Consider the following 16,976-nt stretch of genomic DNA (forward strand, 5'->3'; position numbering starts at 1 on the left):
GGATTTGCTCAATTTCAAGCGTATCCCCCTCGGGGCGTGGATCGGCCTAATCCTGACCGGGCTGTTAATGATCTGTGCGCTTCTTGCGCCCTGGATCGCCCCATATGGCAATGGCGAAATTGTTGGCGACGTATGGGAGCCGATGTCGTGGACGCACTGGCTGGGGACTGACAATCTCGGGCGAGACCTGCTCTCGCGCATGCTGTATGGCGCCCGCATCACGATCTTTATTTCCGCCATGGCCACCGCCTTGTCCTTCTCTCTCGGCGCCATGCTCGGCTTCATGGCAGCGGTCGTCGGCGGTCTGCTCGACATGCTGATGTCGCGGATCGTCGATCTCTTGATGGCGATACCAACGTTGATATTCGGCCTCGTCGTTCTATCAGTGCTGCCCGCGAACAACCTGACGCTCATTCTTGTGATGGGGATCTTAAGTTCGACGCGCGTGTACCGCCTCTCAAGCGCCGTTGCTGCGGACATCAACGCGATGGACTTCGTTGAAGCGGCCAGGTTGCGCGGGGAGCGTCTCGGCTGGATCATCTTCCGCGAGATCCTGCCCAACGCACTGTCGCCGCTGGTGGCGGAACTCGGTCTGCGCTTCATTTTTTCGGTGCTGTTCCTGTCGGCGCTCTCGTACTTGGGGCTTGGCGTGCAACCGCCCGAGGCGGATTGGGGCGGCATGGTGATGGAGAACAAGGACGGCATTGTCTTCGGGATTCCTGCCGCCCTCATCCCAGCCGCTGCGATCGCAGCGCTGGCGATCTCCGTCAATCTTGTCGCCGACTGGGTGCTTACCCGCACAACCAGCTTCAAGGGAGGGCGCGACTGATGGCTAAGGTTCAGATGCCACCGCGGCGCGAAATGGGGGTTCTGCTCGAAATCCGCAACCTCAAGGTCGAAGCGACGGTCTATTCGCCTGGCGAGAACCCGCGCGACGTCACCATCGTGGACGGCGTATCGCTGGCCCTGAAGCGCGGCAAGGTGCTGGGACTGATCGGCGAATCCGGCGCCGGCAAGTCGACCATCGGCCTTTCCTCCATGGGTTATGGCCGCGGTGGAGTCCGCATCACCGGCGGCGAGGTCCTTCTCAACGGCCGCGATATCCTGAAGGGCGGCGTCCAGGGTTTGCGCAGGGTGCGCGGGAGCGAGGTTTGCTATGTCGCGCAGTCAGCTGCCGCCGCTTTCAACCCCGCGCATCGGCTCATGGGCCAGGTCGTAGAAGCAGCGCTTCTGCACGGCACTGCGACCAAGGCCGAAGCAGAAAAGCGCGCGGTGGCGCTGTTCACGAAGCTCCGCTTGCCCGACCCCAAAAGCATCGGCTATCGCTATCCACATCAGGTCTCTGGCGGCCAATTGCAGCGCGTCATGACTGCGATGGCGCTTTGTTCCGAACCGGACCTGATCGTTTTCGACGAGCCTACTACAGCCCTCGATGTGACAACCCAGATCGAGGTGCTTGCTGCGATCAAGGACGCGATCCGGGACAATGGTGTTGCGGCGCTCTACATCACACACGATCTTGCCGTGGTGACCCAGGTCTCGGACGAGATCATTGTGCTGCGGGACGGTAAGATGGTGGAGCACGGGGAAACGCGGCAGATCATCGAGGCGCCGCGCATGGACTACACTAAGGCGCTGGTGTCGGTGCGTTCGATCGAGCATGAGGAGAAGGAACCAACGCCGAAGCCTCTGTTGTCAGTGAGGAACGTCACTGCCGCTTATGGCGGCGGTGCCGTGAAGGTTCTGCAGGACGTCTCGGTTGACGTCCATTCCGGCCAAACGCTCGCGGTGGTCGGCGAGTCGGGCTCCGGAAAATCCACCCTGGCCCGCGTCATTACGGGGCTGCTGCCACCCATCGCCGGCAGCATCACCTTCGCCAGCCGCACGCTCGCGCGCAGGCTCGCAGACCGATCCAGGGATGATCTTCGAGAACTGCAGATGATTTATCAGATGGCGGACGTGGCGATGAATCCGCGCCAGACGGTGGGCACCATCATTGGCCGGCCGCTTGAGTTCTATTTTGGCATGCGCGGACGCGAGCGCGATAAGCGCGTTGCCGAGCTTCTCGACGAGATTGAGATGGGCAAGGGATTCATCGACCGATATCCGGCGGAGCTTTCCGGTGGGCAGAAGCAGCGGGTCTGCATCGCCCGCGCGCTGGCGGCCAAGCCGAAACTCATCATCTGCGACGAGGTGACCAGCGCTCTTGACCCGCTAGTGGCCGATGGCATCCTGAAGCTGTTGCTCCGCCTGCAGAAGATTGAGGACGTGGGTTACCTGTTCATCACGCACGACCTCGCGACAGTGAAGGCTATCGCCGATTCCATCGCAGTAATGTATCGGGGAGAGGTGGTCCGCCACGGCTCGAAGACGCAGGTGCTGACGCCGCCGTTTGATGCCTATACCGACCTGCTGCTCTCTTCGGTTCCCGAGATGGAGGTTGGCTGGCTCGAAAGCGCCATCAAGGGACGCCGAATGGAGAGCGCGGGCAACTGAGTTAATGCGTTTCTCCCACGCGGGAAAAAGTTGACCTCACCTTCGGTGTTGAATGACGGAAACGAAAGCTCATGAAGCTGAGAGATCTCCAGGTGGGACCCCAATGGCTGCCGTGAGTGAAGGCCATTGGTAACTCGGTTTGTGTTCAGCGCGCGTTGGGCCCGAAACTGCGCAGGCCGGTGTCGGTAACCCCTCGTCCTTTAGCCGCCTCATCGAACCTGCCCGCTTCCCACGGCCAGCCACTTGCATTCGTGTCGCGATCTCGTCCACGCTGTCGATTGCTCCAACGGGCTGTGGACCGGAACGTTAGCGGCCGGATGTTATGACGCCGATCATCGGCCGACAGTGATAGTGAAAGGGCGAAAAGCGAGTAGTCGTGGCGGCGCTGCTGTGACGAATGCGCAAGCCATATCGCCGACTGCGGTACAAAGTGACGCCCCAAGTGGAGGCGATCACTTCCAGCCTTGCAAGCGCAACACTGATGCTCGAGACCATTCGCGCGCACCTTCCGGCAACCATGCAGCGGTCCGCAGGAGTATCAGCTCACAAGCCGCCGGCGGCGGGCATTCTCGCGGATGCTGGCCCCCGCGCTCAAGGATCCCCATTGGCATCCTCAGATCGCACCGCCCCACGTCCCTTCGCTAATCGCTCTTATGCGTTGGCTGCGCAAAAACGCGGAGTTCCTGCGTCAGTAAGGGCAAAATCGCGCAAGATGAACCATCGTAAATGATACTCTTCAGGTGGTAGTCGCGTTTTGGTTCGCGGCATCAGGGGAACAAACGCAGCAAGCGGAGGAGGATATCAATGTCTGAGGAACTCGAATATCTCAGCTACCGCTTCGCGGCGGGTCGGTTGAGCCGACGTGAATTTCTTGGCCGTGCAGCGGCCCTAGGGATAAGCGCCACATTCGCCAACTTGCTCCTTGCCACCGCCACGAACGCGCAGACGCCGAAAAGGGGCGGCATCCTGAAATCGGGCAGCTCAGGGGGGGCGGCGACGGACAGCATTGACCCGGCGATCTTTTCATCAACAACAGCCAGCTTCGGCAAATGCTGGGGTGAGTTTCTCGTTGCGCTGACGGCCGATGGGGGTTTGGAGAACCGCCTTGCCGAGGAAATAGGCTCATCCAAAGATGTCAAAGTATGGACCTTCAAGATACGTCGAGATGTGGAATTCCACAACGGCAAGACTGTGACGGCGAAAGACGTGGTGGCGACGCTGGAACGCCACTCCAACGAGGAAACGAAGTCCGGCGCGCAGGGCATCTTGGCCGGCATTGAAAGCCTCAAGGCTGATGGGAACGACGTCGTCATCACGCTCAAGGAGCCGAACGCCGAGCTGCCCTACCTGATGACGGACTATCATCTGATCATCCAGCCCAATGGGGGCAAGGACAATCCAACTGAAGGCATCAGCGCAGGTCCTTATAGGGTGAGCGTCAATGAGCCCGGCGTTCGCCATGGCGGCGAGCGCTTCGCCAATTTCTGGCAGTCCGACAAGATGGGCTTTGCCGACCAGATCGAGATGCTAGTTATAAATGATTCCACAGCCCGCGTTTCCGCGCTGCAGGGCGGCCAGGTGCACATGATTTCCGGGGTTGAGCCCAAGGTCGTCGAGCTCATCAAACGCATGCCTAACCTGAGAGTCGAGGCCCTGGCGGGTCCCGGCAATTACGTTTTCAACATGTTCTGCGACACGGCGCCCTTCGATGACCCGGATCTTAGGATGGCGCTCAAGCTCGCGGTGGATCGGGAGCAGATGGTTGACAAGATCCTCCGCGGGTATGGCACGGTCGGCAACGACTTTCCGGTTAATGAAACCTACCCGCTCTTCCCCGACGACATCGAGCAGCGCACCTTTGATCCTGAAAAGGCAGCCTTCCACTATAAGAAGTCGGGCCACAGTGGACCGATCCTGTTCCGGACGTCCGAGGTCGCCTTCCCAGGCGCTGTCGACGCCGCGCAGCTCTACCAGCAGAGCGCGGCCAGGGCCGGCATCGCCATCGAGGTGAAGCGGGAGCCGGGCGACGGCTACTGGTCAGAAGTCTGGCTAAAGCAGCCCTTCTGCGCCGCCTACTGGAGCGGGCGAGCGACGCAGGGCCAGATTTATTCGACCGCCTTTCTGTCGACGGCGCCTTGGAACGACACGCATTTCTTTAACGAAAGGTTCGATAAGCTGCTCATTGAGGCGCGCGGCGAACTCGACCTAGGCAAGCGCAAGAATCTCTATCGCGAGATGGCCATCATCGTCCGCGATGAGGGCGGCGTGATCGTGCCGATGTTCAACCAGTTCATTGACGCAATCTCCGACAAGGTTGGAGGCTATGTCGGAGAGATCGACCATCTAATGAACAGCACCGCGTTGGCGAAATGTTGGCTCGAAGACTGAACGTAGCTTTATGGGCTCGCCCGTTCTGATGCTGGTTGCCCAGCGTGTCGCGCTGGGCATTCTCCGCATCTTCGCGGTCTCCGTGGCGATTTGTACGGAAGATCGTGCTGCCGGAAACGACTTCAGTGTTTGTCGCTCGCATACATGAACCGTACGCGTTGCGGTCGTCGATCGAGGTAGCTGAGCTGACGGGCTTTCCGCCTTCGAGTATCAGCCTGGCGAACGCGATCGTCGTTTAGCCGAGCGCTTGCGCTCCAGCAGCTCCAGATCACGCGCGCAGTACATTCATTGAGCACGAGAACACCGTCAGACGTCTGCCACAACACGAAGCGGGAGCGGGTCTCGCGCTAGCAGTTTCTCTGAAGGCGGTCCCCGTCAATCCCAAGTGCTGACACCAGATTTTGGAGGAAAAATGCTCGCACAAAAACGCATATCCGTTGGTGGTGTTACGACGTCCTATTACGAGAAAGGGGCGGGCGACCCAATTGTGTTGCTACATGGTGCCGGTCCCTACGGGGAGGCAAAAAGCTCCTTTATTCGGCAGCTGAACGGGCTATCCGATCGTTTCAGGGTGATCGCTGTTGATCAGCTCCATTTCGGGGGAACGGACTACCCTGCCGATCGCAAATATATAAACCGGTTCGATCGTGTGGATCACGTAATTGCCTTTATCGACGCGCTCGGATTGAAGCAGACTATACTGCTCGGCCATTCAGAAGGCTCATTCGTCGCCGCGCGGATTGCTATCGTTCGTCCCGATCTTGTTTCCAGGCTGGTATTGCTGACCGCCAGCGCCCTATCCCCAGCGTTCGGAGATGAGCGCGATGAAGCTTGGATGCAAGCTTGCCAGCTGGAGTACAATTACTCCCTGCCAATGCCCACCGAAAATGAATACATCGCCGATTGGCGGAAAAATTGCCGGGCCTATGGGCAGGATCTCGAAGATGCGAGGCGAGAGGCTTATTGGGAAGCCACGGCGCGCGGACAATACGAGATTTTTGAGAATGCCCCTGAGGAGGAGTCGGATCCGCGCCTTTATACACAGCTGCAACAGAAACACATCTTCCCGTATCTGGATCAGGTCCAGGCTGAGACGTTGATCATCTGGTCGAAGAATGATCCTACTGTTCCGCCGGAACGCGGCTTGATGCTGGCAAAGATGATCCGGAATGCGGATTTCCACCTTTTGAATAATGCAGGGCATTCAGTTCAGAATGACCGAAGCGAAGCCGTGAACGGACTCATCCGGCAATGGTGAGAGATCAACAGCCAAGGCGAACAGCAGTCTGCCCTCGGTAAGCCTTTCCGAGGGTCGTGACCCGGCGCGCGAACGAAAGTGCAGGCCAAATGACTCTGTCGTCGCGCGTTTCAGCCTGCCGTAGGGTCGTCGCTGTAGCGAAGCCCGGCAGCGTTGCAAAATACAGCCCTTCAGGAAGGAGCAAGCGGCCTTCGTGGCGGCGCTGTTCAAGCTGCTAGCTAGCGCGAGGTACCCTCGACCGTTAGGAGAATGGAGGAGCCGGCTATGTGTGTCTGCGATAAGAGTGGTACGAAGCCGTTGCCTGCGCCGCGTTTTGAGGTGGTTCTGCAAACGGGGCTGCGTGTTCCGATGCGCGACGGCGTAGAACTTGCGACGGACGTCTACCACCCGGTCGGGTACCGCGGCAAACTGTCCACGATTTTGATCCGGACAAAGTACGGCAAAGCGCCATATCGTCTGCCGAAACCCAATAACCCCGAAGCTATGATGTTCGCGGCGCAGGGGTATTCAGTGGTCGTACAGGAACTTCGCGGACTCTTCGATTCCGGCGGCAATTTTGGGCTTCTCGAGCACGACGCGAGGGACGGTTACGATACACTGTCGTGGATCGCGTCGCAGCCATGGTCGACGGGACGGGTCGGCACATACGGTTGCTCTGCGCTCGGAACCACGCAAGTGATTGTCGCTCAGCTGTGCCATCCGGCCCATCGATGTGCGATTATCGAAGGGGCAGGCGGTTCGATGACTGGACACCGACACCGGTTGGGAGACCAGCGCCTATGCAGCTTGCGCTGGGGTGGGGCGGTGGAGCTTGGGATGTGGGTCCCCCACTTCCATCAATCGCATGCTAAGGACCGCTCCCGGCCCCAACCGATACCCGACGCGGAATACGAGCGCGCGTTTGCGATATTGCCCATCATCGATATCCTCAAAAGCTTGGGCTCACCTCCGACTGAATGGGAGGACTGGATCTCACGTAACCCTGACGACCCTTGGTTCGACCGGCTGGGCCTCCTTCGGGAGGACTCCAGAATCGACCTCCCAGCGTTGTTCGTGCATTCATGGTACGACGTCGGCGCGGGCGACGCGCTCCGTCAACAGCGAGTCTTCAGCTCTTGCGGGATTACCACTGCGGCTCGAGAGCACCAGCATATCATTTTGTCGCCAGCGGTGCATTGTGAAACTGCGACACTGACGGCCCCGACGGTGGTAGGCGAGCGCGAACTGGGCGACGCGCGGCTCGATTGCTGGCGGATTTACCTAAACTGGTATGACTGCTGGCTTAAGGACGAGCCCGATCGAATCGAGGGAATGCCCCGCATCCAGTACTACGTGATGGGTCGCAACGAGTGGCGTGCCACGTCAGAATGGCCACCCGCAGGGGTCAAACTACAGCGCTGGTTTCTGCGCAGCGGTGGAAGTGCCAACACTCGCCTTGGCGATGGCCGGCTCGACCTAGCGCCACCTTCCGACGACGAGCCAGCCGACTCGTTTGTATACGACCCCGGAAATCCGGTGCGGTATCTGGGCGTTCAGGGCGGGAATGCAAAGGGGACGACGGTAGGCCCACGGGACTACCAAGAAGTCGAACTCCGTCACGACGTTCTTTGCTTTACATCCGAGGTGCTAAACGAAGGCGTGGAAGTCACCGGATTTGTGAAGGCGATCCTGTTCGTCTCTTCTTCGGCTCTAGACACCGACTTTGTGGCCAGACTCCTGGATGTGCATCCGGACGGGCGGGCGATTGACGTTGTCGACGGAATACTCCGCGTCCGATACCGCGACGGCTTCGATCGGGCTGTGATGATGAAGCCCAAAGAGGTCTACCAAATCGAAATAGATTTAGACGCTACCAGTAACTGGTTCCCACCCGGCCATCGCATCAGACTCGAAATCTCAAGTTCCTCGTTTCCTCGTTTTGACCGCAACTTGAACACAGGGGGCAACAACTGGGACGAAACAAAATGGACTGTTGCCAACAACGCAGTGCATCATTGCGCAGTGTTCCCGTCCTACATATTGGTGCCTGTCGCGGCCGACGTATCTGGAGGGATAGAAATCCAAGACAGGTCGGAGAAATCGTGAGCTAAGAGAAGCCGCAAATTCTTAAGCGGGGGCAATGTCTTGATACGGAGTTGAGCATGAAAAGCGCAGAAGCACCAGATTTCACTGAGACGAATGTGATCCGCGACATCGGCTACGTCGCGATGAACGATGGAACGCGCATGGCATACATCTCATATCGTCCGAAGGAATCGGGCCAGTATCCGACAGTTTTCCTCTACGATCCATACATAGCAAATGCGACCCCTTTCGAAATCGTGAAGGAATTCCTTGATGCCGGCTACGCTTTCGTGGGCGCCAATCTTCCCGGAACCGGATGCTCTGAAGGTGTCATCGACTTTTGGCATGAACAGCGAATGGTTAAAGGCGGACCTTATGGTGCTGAGTTGGTTGAATGGATCGCCAGGCAGCCCTGGAGCGATGGCAATATCGGGATGGTCGGCAATTCATCGGCGGGGCAGCCGCAGTTCTGGGTCGCAGCCGAGCGGCCTCCTCATTTGCGGGCAATCGTGGCGAGCGGTTTCGGGGACGGCTACGAGTTTATGGGATACTCTGGCGGAATGCTCCCGCTTGCCGAGGGGGAATGGGTGATTCAAAGTCAGTTTGTGACCGGCCCCCGCGGTGCAGAGTGGCGCATCAATCAGGGCGATACCGAGTGCGCCAAGATTCGTGGGAGCGACAGGCAGGTTATCAAGACTTCTTTTTTTGACCTGTGGAGGAAGCACCCACTGAAGGATGAATGGTGGGAATCTGAGACTTTGGTCAGCAAGGAACTCACCGATCGAGTCACTGTGCCCAGCATGATCATTGGGGCTTGGCAAGAGGCCTACGGTGGCGCCGCTAGGGCTAACGTTCGAATGTTTACCCACTTCATGCGGAATGTGAAGAACAAGAAGCTTGTTCTAATGAACGGTGATCATGGGATCAATGGACCTGGGCCGCGTGGCTATAGTCTTGTAGACAAGGAACGAATGAAGTTCCTCGATCGTTGGGTGAAAGGTGTTAGGAACGGAATAGAGAACGAGCCGCCCATCACTGTCTATTGGGAGGTTCAGCAACCCGAGGGAGATCCGAAGAAATCGGCAGCCGGCTGGATGACGCATCACAACACGTGGCCAGACCCGAAAGTCGAGCGCCGCACCTTCTATCTCTCGGTGGACGCACAGATCTCGCCCGAGAAGCCGGGTGCCAACTCCAATGAGGGATCCCGCGCCTACCTATACCCAACGGGAACAGAACTTTACGGAGACAATCAGCAATTCCAGGTTCGACCTTATTCCCCCGGGGTTCTCAACTACCGAACAGCGCCTGTCACCTCGGATATGGTGTTGCTTGGAAATCCGGAAGTCGTGCTGTATCTCAGCATAGACAACGGCGACGACGCCGACATCGAACTTACGTTGAAAGACGTCGGTCCCGACGGGGTGCTCTTCGTTCAATCAGGCGTGTTGCGGGCTTCCCTCCGCGCGATCGACAACGACCGAACCTATGTTGACGAGGTGGTGCATTCGTTTCGGAAGTCTGAGAAACTTGTCCCGGGTGAGATCTACGAACTCCGGCTGTCGTTGATTTCGCCCATCGCTCACGTCGTCAGGCAAGGGCATAGCCTCGAACTCACCATCGGTGCGACAAATCCCATTCCGCATAGCGTCCTCGGCAGCATTCCTGCCGGAGCAGCCTCTATCAACAGGGTCTATCACTCGGTGAAGTACAGTTCAAGAATACTGCTGCCCATCATTCCGGGGGCGGTGGCGCAAGCCCCTGCTCCTGCATATGACGCTCTTCGAGGTCAGGCCTATCGCAAGGACGACGAGTTTGTCCCTGGCGGACTGCCGGTTTGTTAGCCTTCGACACAGGCGAGGTCAGCCAACTTCAGCGAGCTCGTGTGAGGTAGGGAGTCGTCGTTTCTGGTGTGATGCCGTTCTTTGTCGACGGAATCGATCGGGGAGCCGAGGCGATAAGCGCCTCATCCTCGATGAGTTCGTCGCGGTGACCTGTTATCCTCGCAAGCATGCGATCCGAGTGCTCGGTCATCGTGCATCGAAGACACCTGGCAACAAAGAGGCACAGCCTTCGCTATGGCGGCGATGTTCGCGAAGCGCTCGTGGTGTTGTGGGAGGCATCGGAGCGGCTATGTTCCAAACGGCTGCGGCCTTTGATACCTGTCTTGCTGCCAGCGCTTGAACGGCATGGCCGGCTAGAGCTCGATGCCGCGCTCGGCGGCAAGCTGCTGACAATGAGCCCGGCGACGATGGATCGGCTTATAGCGGAGGTACGTGTTGTGGCGCTCGCGGCGGCCAGCGCCGCCGAGCAGGAATGAGTTCGGCGGTTCGCCGATCGGTGCCAGTGCGCACCTTCGGGGACTTGGAATGATCCGCCGCCCGGTTTCGTCGAGGTCGATTTCGTGGTGCATTCCGGCAAATCGTCCGGCAGCGCCCTGGAGTGAACCATAAGACGCGTCCGCGCACCGGCGCAGCTCGCCTACATGCTCGCCGGGATCGAATGGCGGCAACCCGCCCACACGTTCCGCCCCCCAGCGCCGCGGGCTGAGTTTTTCTTTGAGTTTGCGCCATTTTCCGCGAGTCAGCCGCGCTGATCAGCACGGGCCCCATGCCGGAAAACGTGGCGACCAAGCCCTCAGCTACACCACTCCCTTGAGAGCCAAGACAGTCGCTCTCCAAAAATCAGCCTGATCGGGATTGCTTCACAGGCGGCAAAAGCACCCTCATTGACTTGCCACCGTCTCCTGCTCTCGTGCACCAATGTTCCTCGACAACACACCTTTATCCACCTCCGCACGTTCTGGGAGATGAGGGGGCCGCAGATTGTTCCGGTTCGCCAATGGCCGATGATGGTGTGATCGACCAACCGATTAAGTTGACGGCGCGCTCGATTGTCGCTTCGGTTTGAGCACGGGTGGGTGAAGCGGCGATGACATATCCCAGACAATCTCGGTAATCGCCTTTCCTGACGATCAGCGTCTTGGGTTTAACATACAATTTGACCTCGGCGATACCTGGCACTTCAGCCGCCCGACTGTAGCCATCGATCCAATCGAGGATGCCATCGCGATCAGGAACTAGATACCGCGCGGCCGCAGTCTGCGAATGCCTTCTGCGCAAATCCCATTCGTCGCCGATGACAAGCTTGATGTGCTCAGAAACGAGATCGACACCGTAAGCCGCTTGAACCAGTTGAGGACCGGGCGTGCCAGAAAGACGCGGATTGACTTCAATGACGACCGGGCCACGCTTCGTCCACCGGAATCCAATGTTCGTTGGTCCCCAGCCAAGACCGAGAGCTTGCAAACAGCTCAGCGAAACATCGGCCACACGCTTCTGCTCGTCTTCGGTCAGCGGGGCCGGATAGGTGGACTCACGATAGACGAAATACGGCGGGGGGCCGAAGTCGCCGGTGCTTATTCCAATGACCTCATCTCCCATTAAATCGACCCAATGATAGGGGCCTTGCGCGAATTCTTCGACCAGTATCCTCGGCGAAGACCGCCAAACGTGCTTCCCCCCCAACAGATGGGTTGTGTGTTCGGCTAACTCACCGACGTCCCGGCACAATCGAACACCGCAGCTGCCTGCGCCCACGGCCGGCTTAAGAATTACCGGCATCCCGATTTCCGCAGCAGAGTTTTGTACGTCCCTCGCGTTCTCTGCGATGCGGTAATTAGGTATGGGAACGCCGGCCTCCGCAAGGATCTGACGTTGAATAAATTTGTCGCAACATCGTTCAATCGATGTGGGGTTCGGTCCCGGTAGTTCGAAATATCGGCTGAGTTTGCTAATTGTCGGGTAGAACGCCTCCAGGGATGACGTAATGCCAGCAATGTCATAAGTCGCACCTACACGGGAACATTCACGGATCAGCGCATCGAGGTTGTCTGTAGGCACACGGACTACCTCGCAGGTTTCCGCCGCAAGATAGTTGTACTGCGCAGGATCGGCTGACAAGGTAATTGGATGAAGACCAAGACGCTTGGCCGCTTGGATGAAGAGGATGCCATTACCCGTTGGATCGTCTTCGACCAGAATGAGTGCTCTCGTTGCCATTAACTTCTATTCCTTCGTTGTATCCTTCAGAAGCTTTTCAGCCGCGCCTGACCTCAGACTGTGTGGTGAATAACATTGTCAGCGATGTACGGTCGCAAAGAGTCTGTGAAGTTGTTTCAAGGATCTGTCACAATATTGTGGTTACCGGCACTATGCCGGAGCGTCTCGACCAGGATGGCAATTTTCAAAGAACGCTAGTGGATTGATTGAGGCAAAGGAGTCCGGCGGGATTCCATCCTGAAGCGTTGGCACGCGAGGCTGCCGGGGCTGCGCACAGGTACCGGCATCGACGGTACGGCATCGGACCAGGACGCGGCTTGAGGAAATCGTTTTGGCGCGAAGTTCGCCCCAGAAGCCACCCACGATGACCGTCCATTTCGTGCTAACATCGTGCTCCTGGCTCCACGCCGTCGAGGGCTTCTCCGCCAAACTCACGCGCCGGCCATGTCTGGCACGTGCGGATCATCCTGCTGACTGGATGGCCTGGGCATCGTGGCGATCATGGCGGCGACCGCCAAACCCAAAGCTTGTGTAAGCAGCCCAAGGTCCGCGCCCGGCCGCCGGCCAGACACGCCTGAACACGGCGTCATCCTCCGTCATCGATCATCAGGCCGCCATCAACCGCTTCATCGCGGAGCACTAGGGGCCGAGTCTCTTCATCTGGAAGCCGATTTCGACGAAATCATCGCCGCCGTAAGGCGCGGGCACCAAACGTTGGAATCAATCCACCAGCTGTTCCTGCGGGGTGTACGGTCGGGTCGCTGGTTGCGTGCGTCTCCTGTCCTCGACAGCGCCAATGGCACGCGGTCGGACGAAACGGTGGCATTGACGGTCCGGTGCTTTCGCGCCTGTGCGTCCCCCCATGGCATGACCTTGGATGGCCTCGGGGCAGAGGAGCACAGTCGTGCCTATAGTTCTCGTGACTGGCGCGGATGAGGCTGATTGACTCGATGAAAGATCATACGACTACACCGCTGGTCTGATGTCGCGCGAGTGGGCCTGGGAGTTCTTACGCCGCAATCCAGCATTCCAGCGTGACGTGACCGCTGCAAGCCAGCAGACCAATACTTTGTCCTACCGGCGACCTGTCACGCTGGGTGTCCTGTTTCGCGGAGTCTTATGGGCGAAATTCGGTGGTCTCCGCTCTGGTGCGTGGTCGGCGACAGCGGGCTAGGGTTGTGCAGGAAGGGCCGATTCCTCAGAATTCGCAGAGGGTACCAATTCGCCACCTCCTAAGGCGCACCGGCGAGCTCAGTCTCCTGCCGGGCGTTCTGAGTGTCTCCGCACAGTGGCCGACGTCGGGTTCAACCGAATTTCAGTCGGTGGTAGCTCGTGGCTACAGCGCAAATTGGAAACTGGAACATAAGGAACATAATCAAGAGTCAGATCGAATCCTTGAGCCGCCTGGCCCGAGCAGCCGGCGTCGAATTCCATAGACCTTCATGCCGCCTTCGGCATTCTTTGCCCGGTAGATCGCGCGCAGCGCCGGCACGACCGGCTTGCGTTCCTTACACGACACGAACTTCGGGGAAGATGCACGATGCAGGCGGACCACGTCTGAGGGAAGGCGGCGTTGATCGCCTCGGGGAAGCCGCCGTCGTCTTCGTAGAAAGGCTCGTAAGCCAATGACGAAACCGGCCTCGTGCGGAGAATCCCTGATAGTCCCCGTAAATGATGCGGCGCACGCCTTCGGGAAATGCGAAGAAACGTCACAACATGACCAGTTGCGCCGCTCAGCGATCGCCGGATCACGTTGGCCCCAGTAGCCAGCGTCGAAGGCGATCGTGTCCCTGGGAGTGGTGTAGCTGACGGCTTGGTCGCCGCGCTCTCCGGCATGGGGCCGAGCTGATCAGCGTGCCACGGCTGGCAGGCTGATGAGAGGATCATCGCTCATTTGGCTGATGGTTTCCAGCGTCATGTATCTGGCGCGCTGCACGGCCCATTCGTCGTTCTGTTCGAGCAGGATCGCGCCAACCAGGCGGACGATGGCGTCATCATTTGGGAAGATGCCGATGACCTCGGTGCGCCGCTTGATCTCGCCGTTGAGGCGCTCGATCGGGTTGGTCGAGTGCAGCTTGGCGCGGTGCTCCTTGGGGAAAGTCATGTAGGCAAGCACGTCGGGCTCGGCGTCGTCCATGATTGTCGCCAGCTTCGGCACCTTCGGCCGGATCTGGTCGGCGACGGCGCGCCATTGCGTGCTTGCGGCCTCGGGCGTTTCCTGGGCGAAGGCGGTGGCGATGAAAGCGGAGACGACGCGGCGCCCGCTCTTGCCAGCATGGGCCAGCACGTTCCTCATGAAGTGGACGCGGCACCTCTGCCATGTCGCGCACAGCACCTTGGTGACGGCCGCCTTGATGCCTTCATGGGCATCAGAGACGACGAGCTTGACGCCGCGCAGGCCGCGGCGGGTCAGCTTGCGCAGGAACTCCGTCCAGATCGGCTCGGCCTCAGACGTGCCGACCTCCATCCCCAGCACCTCGCGCCGGCCGTCCGCGTTGACGCCGACAGCGATGATGACGGCGACCGAGACGATGCGGCCGCCGCGACGCACCTTCAGGTAGGTGGCGTCGATCCACAGATATGGCCAGTCGCCCTCGATCGGCCGGTCGAGGAAGGCCTTCACCTTGCCGTCGATCTCCTCGCACAACCGGCTGACCTGGCTCTTGGAGACGCCGCTCATGCCCATGGCCTTGACCAGGTCGTCGACCGAGCGGGTCGAGATACCCTGGACGTAGGCCTCCTGGATGACGGCGGTCAGCGCCTTCTCGGCCATGCGGCGCGGTTCTATGAAACCGGGGAAATAGGAGCCCTTCCTGAGCTTGGGGATGCGCAGCTCGACGGTGCCGGCGCGCGTCTCCCAGTCGCGCTCGCGATAGCCGTTGCGCTGGGCCGTACGCAACGGGTTCTTCTCGCCATAGGCGGCGCCGGTGGCGGCGCCAACCTCCAGCTCCATCAGCCGCTCGGCGGCAAAGCCAATCATCTCGCGCAAGAGATCGGAATCCGGAGTCTTCTCCACGAGCGCGCGCAGGTTCATCATGTCGTCGGTCATCGATGGTTCCTTCGAATCAGGTTGGTGTCAGCAACCCGACCTTACCGACGAACTGTCGATGACCACCGCAAAGCCGCTCGCTCGCTTGTATGGGCTAATCTTTGTCAAGGTGATCTTTCAGTCGTTCCGTCTCCTTGTTCGGCTGTGGCGCCCCATTTGTTCCTGCTTTGGCTCAGGGGTTCATTGGGGGCGCCGCGCGCAGTGACGGTCAAGGGTGGGCCTTTGGCCGCGAAGCGACTTGCCCTTGATGGTCACGAGCACGGCGGCAGCGTTACATTGAGCCGGCAGGTGCCTGTTCGTAGAGGTCTATAACTTGCAAACCGAGGGGAGCTCGCCATCCGGCGCCGTAAACGCGCCGCAAGCTTGTATGCGGTTGATCCTCGCGGATCAAAAACCATGATGCAGCCATACGCATCGGCGGCGAAGCTCCGGGCGGTGGGCCCATTCTACAGCGCGGCGTCGTAAGCCATGTGAGCGACCGGGATCACCACCACCTCGGATCGTTATCGGCAGACGCTATTGCAGCTGCCAAACTTCAATGCTCGTCCTGTCGAACGCTCCTCCATGCTTTATACCGGACGCAGGGCTACTCCCGTCGGGATCTCGCCGGTCGTGACAAGTCGCCAGAAGGCAATCAGTAGCTTGCGCGCCAAAGCTACTGATTGTCTTGCGCGTACCGCCACGGCCATCGGCCGTTCTCGCGCAAAACCAGTGCGCCAGCGCGCTGTCCTTTTGGAATTGGAGGAACCGCCAAGCCAGTAGGATCATGCCGTAGCGGACGCGAGCGTTGCCGGCCCGCGCAAGACCTTTCTCGCGCCTGCGTTGGCCGCTCTCATCCGGCGCCCCGGTAAGTCCGGCATAGCGGGCGACGGCTCTCCGATCACGCAGGCCGCGTGAGAGAATCTCATTCACCAGCATGTCCGCAGTCTCGATACCGACACCGATGATCCGCGCAAGAAGGCGAACCATCGCGAGCGGACCCTTCTCCGTGTCCGGAACCACCGAGAGCTGCCGCAACCGCTCCTGTTCGATCTCGTGGATTTGTTCACGCAGCAGGTGAAGCCGTCCGAGATTACGGCGCAACTCGGCTCGGCTTCGTTCCGGTAGGGGCATACCTTCCGCCGTATGCAGAGCCTCCAGTTTCTCGGCAGCTTTGCGCAGATTGGGTTTGAAGGCGCGAATGCCGAAGCGAGCGAGGATTGCCTTGATGCGGTTGACGATCCGTGTACGTTCGCGGACGAGATTGTCTCGTTCACGGTTCGGACGGCGGGCCTCCTCCTCATTGATGGTTGGGATGGCTGCCATGCTGCAGTGGCGCTTCTCCCCCCGCAGCCAGCCAAGAAAGGCGCGCATCAGCAGTTCGGTATCGAGGCGATCGGTCTTGGCACGCCGATGTTCACGGGAAACCGCGACGCTCGATGGATGTATGACATAAGCTTCGACAGCGCGCGCCTGGAGCCAGCGCGCCAACCAAAAGCCGTCGCGTCCAGCCTCATAGGCGACAACGATGCGCCGGACTTCACGCCCGGCTTGGATGGCTTCGCTGCGCCAGCGGCGCAACAGCCTGAACACCGAATCCGGGTCGGCATCGAGCTTCTTGAGAGGGTTACGTTCAAAGCCAGGGACCGTCGCAGCAATGTAAGCGCGTAGGTCACCCCAC

Annotated in this window: 9 protein-coding genes and 4 pseudogenes; 9 read left to right on the forward strand and 4 right to left on the reverse strand. The window is 59.4% G+C overall.

The annotated features are described in order from the left end of the window. Nucleotides 1-4 precede the first annotated feature (4 nt). The 7 genes from NMG80_RS09845 to NMG80_RS09875 all read left to right on the forward strand — a co-directional run bounded on the left by NMG80_RS09845 (nucleotide 5) and on the right by NMG80_RS09875 (nucleotide 10,526). On the forward strand, nucleotides 5-829 hold the full coding sequence (locus NMG80_RS09845; RefSeq protein ID WP_254017898.1) for an ABC transporter permease: 825 nt from the start codon (nucleotides 5-7) through the stop codon (nucleotides 827-829). Further along, the gene (locus tag NMG80_RS09850; protein ID WP_254017899.1) at nucleotides 829-2,496 is read left to right on the forward strand and encodes an ABC transporter ATP-binding protein; all 1,668 of its coding nucleotides are present in this window, start codon (nucleotides 829-831) and stop codon (nucleotides 2,494-2,496) included. Before NMG80_RS09845 ends, NMG80_RS09850 begins: the two co-directional genes overlap by 1 nt. Before the next feature lie 804 nt (nucleotides 2,497-3,300). Then, entirely contained in the window at nucleotides 3,301-4,884 is a 1,584-nt protein-coding gene (locus tag NMG80_RS09855; protein WP_254017900.1) for an ABC transporter substrate-binding protein, read from the forward strand. A 412-nt stretch (nucleotides 4,885-5,296) separates the two neighbouring features. Next, nucleotides 5,297-6,142 carry an alpha/beta fold hydrolase gene (locus NMG80_RS09860; protein WP_254017901.1) on the forward strand — a complete coding sequence of 282 codons (846 nt, stop codon included), beginning with the start codon at nucleotides 5,297-5,299 and terminating at the stop codon, nucleotides 6,140-6,142. A gap of 264 nt (nucleotides 6,143-6,406) precedes the next feature. After that, on the forward strand, nucleotides 6,407-8,227 hold the full coding sequence (locus NMG80_RS09865) for a CocE/NonD family hydrolase (RefSeq protein WP_254017902.1): 1,821 nt from the start codon (nucleotides 6,407-6,409) through the stop codon (nucleotides 8,225-8,227). 56 nt (nucleotides 8,228-8,283) lie between these two features. Further along, a complete protein-coding gene (locus tag NMG80_RS09870) occupies nucleotides 8,284-10,050 on the forward strand; it encodes a CocE/NonD family hydrolase (RefSeq protein WP_254017903.1) in 1,767 nt (588 codons plus the stop codon). A 323-nt stretch (nucleotides 10,051-10,373) separates the two neighbouring features. Then, nucleotides 10,374-10,526 carry a hypothetical protein gene (locus NMG80_RS09875; RefSeq protein WP_254017904.1) on the forward strand — a complete coding sequence of 51 codons (153 nt, stop codon included), beginning with the start codon at nucleotides 10,374-10,376 and terminating at the stop codon, nucleotides 10,524-10,526. A 463-nt stretch (nucleotides 10,527-10,989) separates the two neighbouring features. Here the strand turns inward: NMG80_RS09875 and NMG80_RS09880 are convergent, their stop codons facing one another. Then, entirely contained in the window at nucleotides 10,990-12,267 is a 1,278-nt protein-coding gene (locus tag NMG80_RS09880; RefSeq protein WP_254017905.1) for an ATP-grasp domain-containing protein, read from the reverse strand. Between the two features lie 592 nt (nucleotides 12,268-12,859). Between NMG80_RS09880 and NMG80_RS37815 the strand changes: the two are divergent. Both NMG80_RS37815 and NMG80_RS37280 read left to right on the forward strand, forming a co-directional pair. After that, nucleotides 12,860-12,993: pseudogene (locus NMG80_RS37815) on the forward strand (IS630 family transposase); the annotation flags it as partial. A gap of 235 nt (nucleotides 12,994-13,228) precedes the next feature. Beyond that, nucleotides 13,229-13,441, forward strand: a pseudogene (locus NMG80_RS37280) (transcriptional regulator domain-containing protein); the annotation flags it as partial. A gap of 264 nt (nucleotides 13,442-13,705) precedes the next feature. On the opposite strand, the pseudogene NMG80_RS09885 reads toward NMG80_RS37280, so the two are convergent. From NMG80_RS09885 to NMG80_RS09895, 3 genes and pseudogenes are all read right to left on the reverse strand, one after another. Further along, nucleotides 13,706-13,860: pseudogene (locus NMG80_RS09885) on the reverse strand (transposase); the annotation flags it as partial. Nucleotides 13,861-14,116: 256 nt separating this feature from the next. Further along, nucleotides 14,117-15,316 carry an IS256 family transposase gene (locus NMG80_RS09890; RefSeq protein WP_254017906.1) on the reverse strand — a complete coding sequence of 400 codons (1,200 nt, stop codon included), beginning with the start codon at nucleotides 15,314-15,316 and terminating at the stop codon, nucleotides 14,117-14,119. Nucleotides 15,317-15,885: 569 nt separating this feature from the next. Beyond that, nucleotides 15,886-16,976: pseudogene (locus tag NMG80_RS09895) on the reverse strand (IS110 family RNA-guided transposase); the annotation flags it as partial.

It is taken from the genome of Mesorhizobium escarrei (genome assembly GCF_935825525.1).
Taxonomy (GTDB): Bacteria; Pseudomonadota; Alphaproteobacteria; order Rhizobiales; family Rhizobiaceae; genus Mesorhizobium; species Mesorhizobium escarrei.

Excerpts from the sequence above, each read along its gene's own strand:
- NMG80_RS09855 (WP_254017900.1), top strand. The coding sequence starts at position 3,301 with ATGTCTGAGGAACTCGAATATCTCAGCTACCGCTTCGCGGCGGGTCGG.
- NMG80_RS09880 (WP_254017905.1), bottom strand. The coding sequence starts at position 12,267 with ATGGCAACGAGAGCACTCATTCTGGTCGAAGACGATCCAACGGGTAAT.
- NMG80_RS09850 (WP_254017899.1), top strand. The coding sequence starts at position 829 with ATGGCTAAGGTTCAGATGCCACCGCGGCGCGAAATGGGGGTTCTGCTC.
- NMG80_RS09870 (WP_254017903.1), top strand. The coding sequence starts at position 8,284 with ATGAAAAGCGCAGAAGCACCAGATTTCACTGAGACGAATGTGATCCGC.
- NMG80_RS09890 (WP_254017906.1), bottom strand. The coding sequence starts at position 15,316 with ATGACCGACGACATGATGAACCTGCGCGCGCTCGTGGAGAAGACTCCG.
- NMG80_RS09860 (WP_254017901.1), top strand. The coding sequence starts at position 5,297 with ATGCTCGCACAAAAACGCATATCCGTTGGTGGTGTTACGACGTCCTAT.
- NMG80_RS09865 (WP_254017902.1), top strand. The coding sequence starts at position 6,407 with ATGTGTGTCTGCGATAAGAGTGGTACGAAGCCGTTGCCTGCGCCGCGT.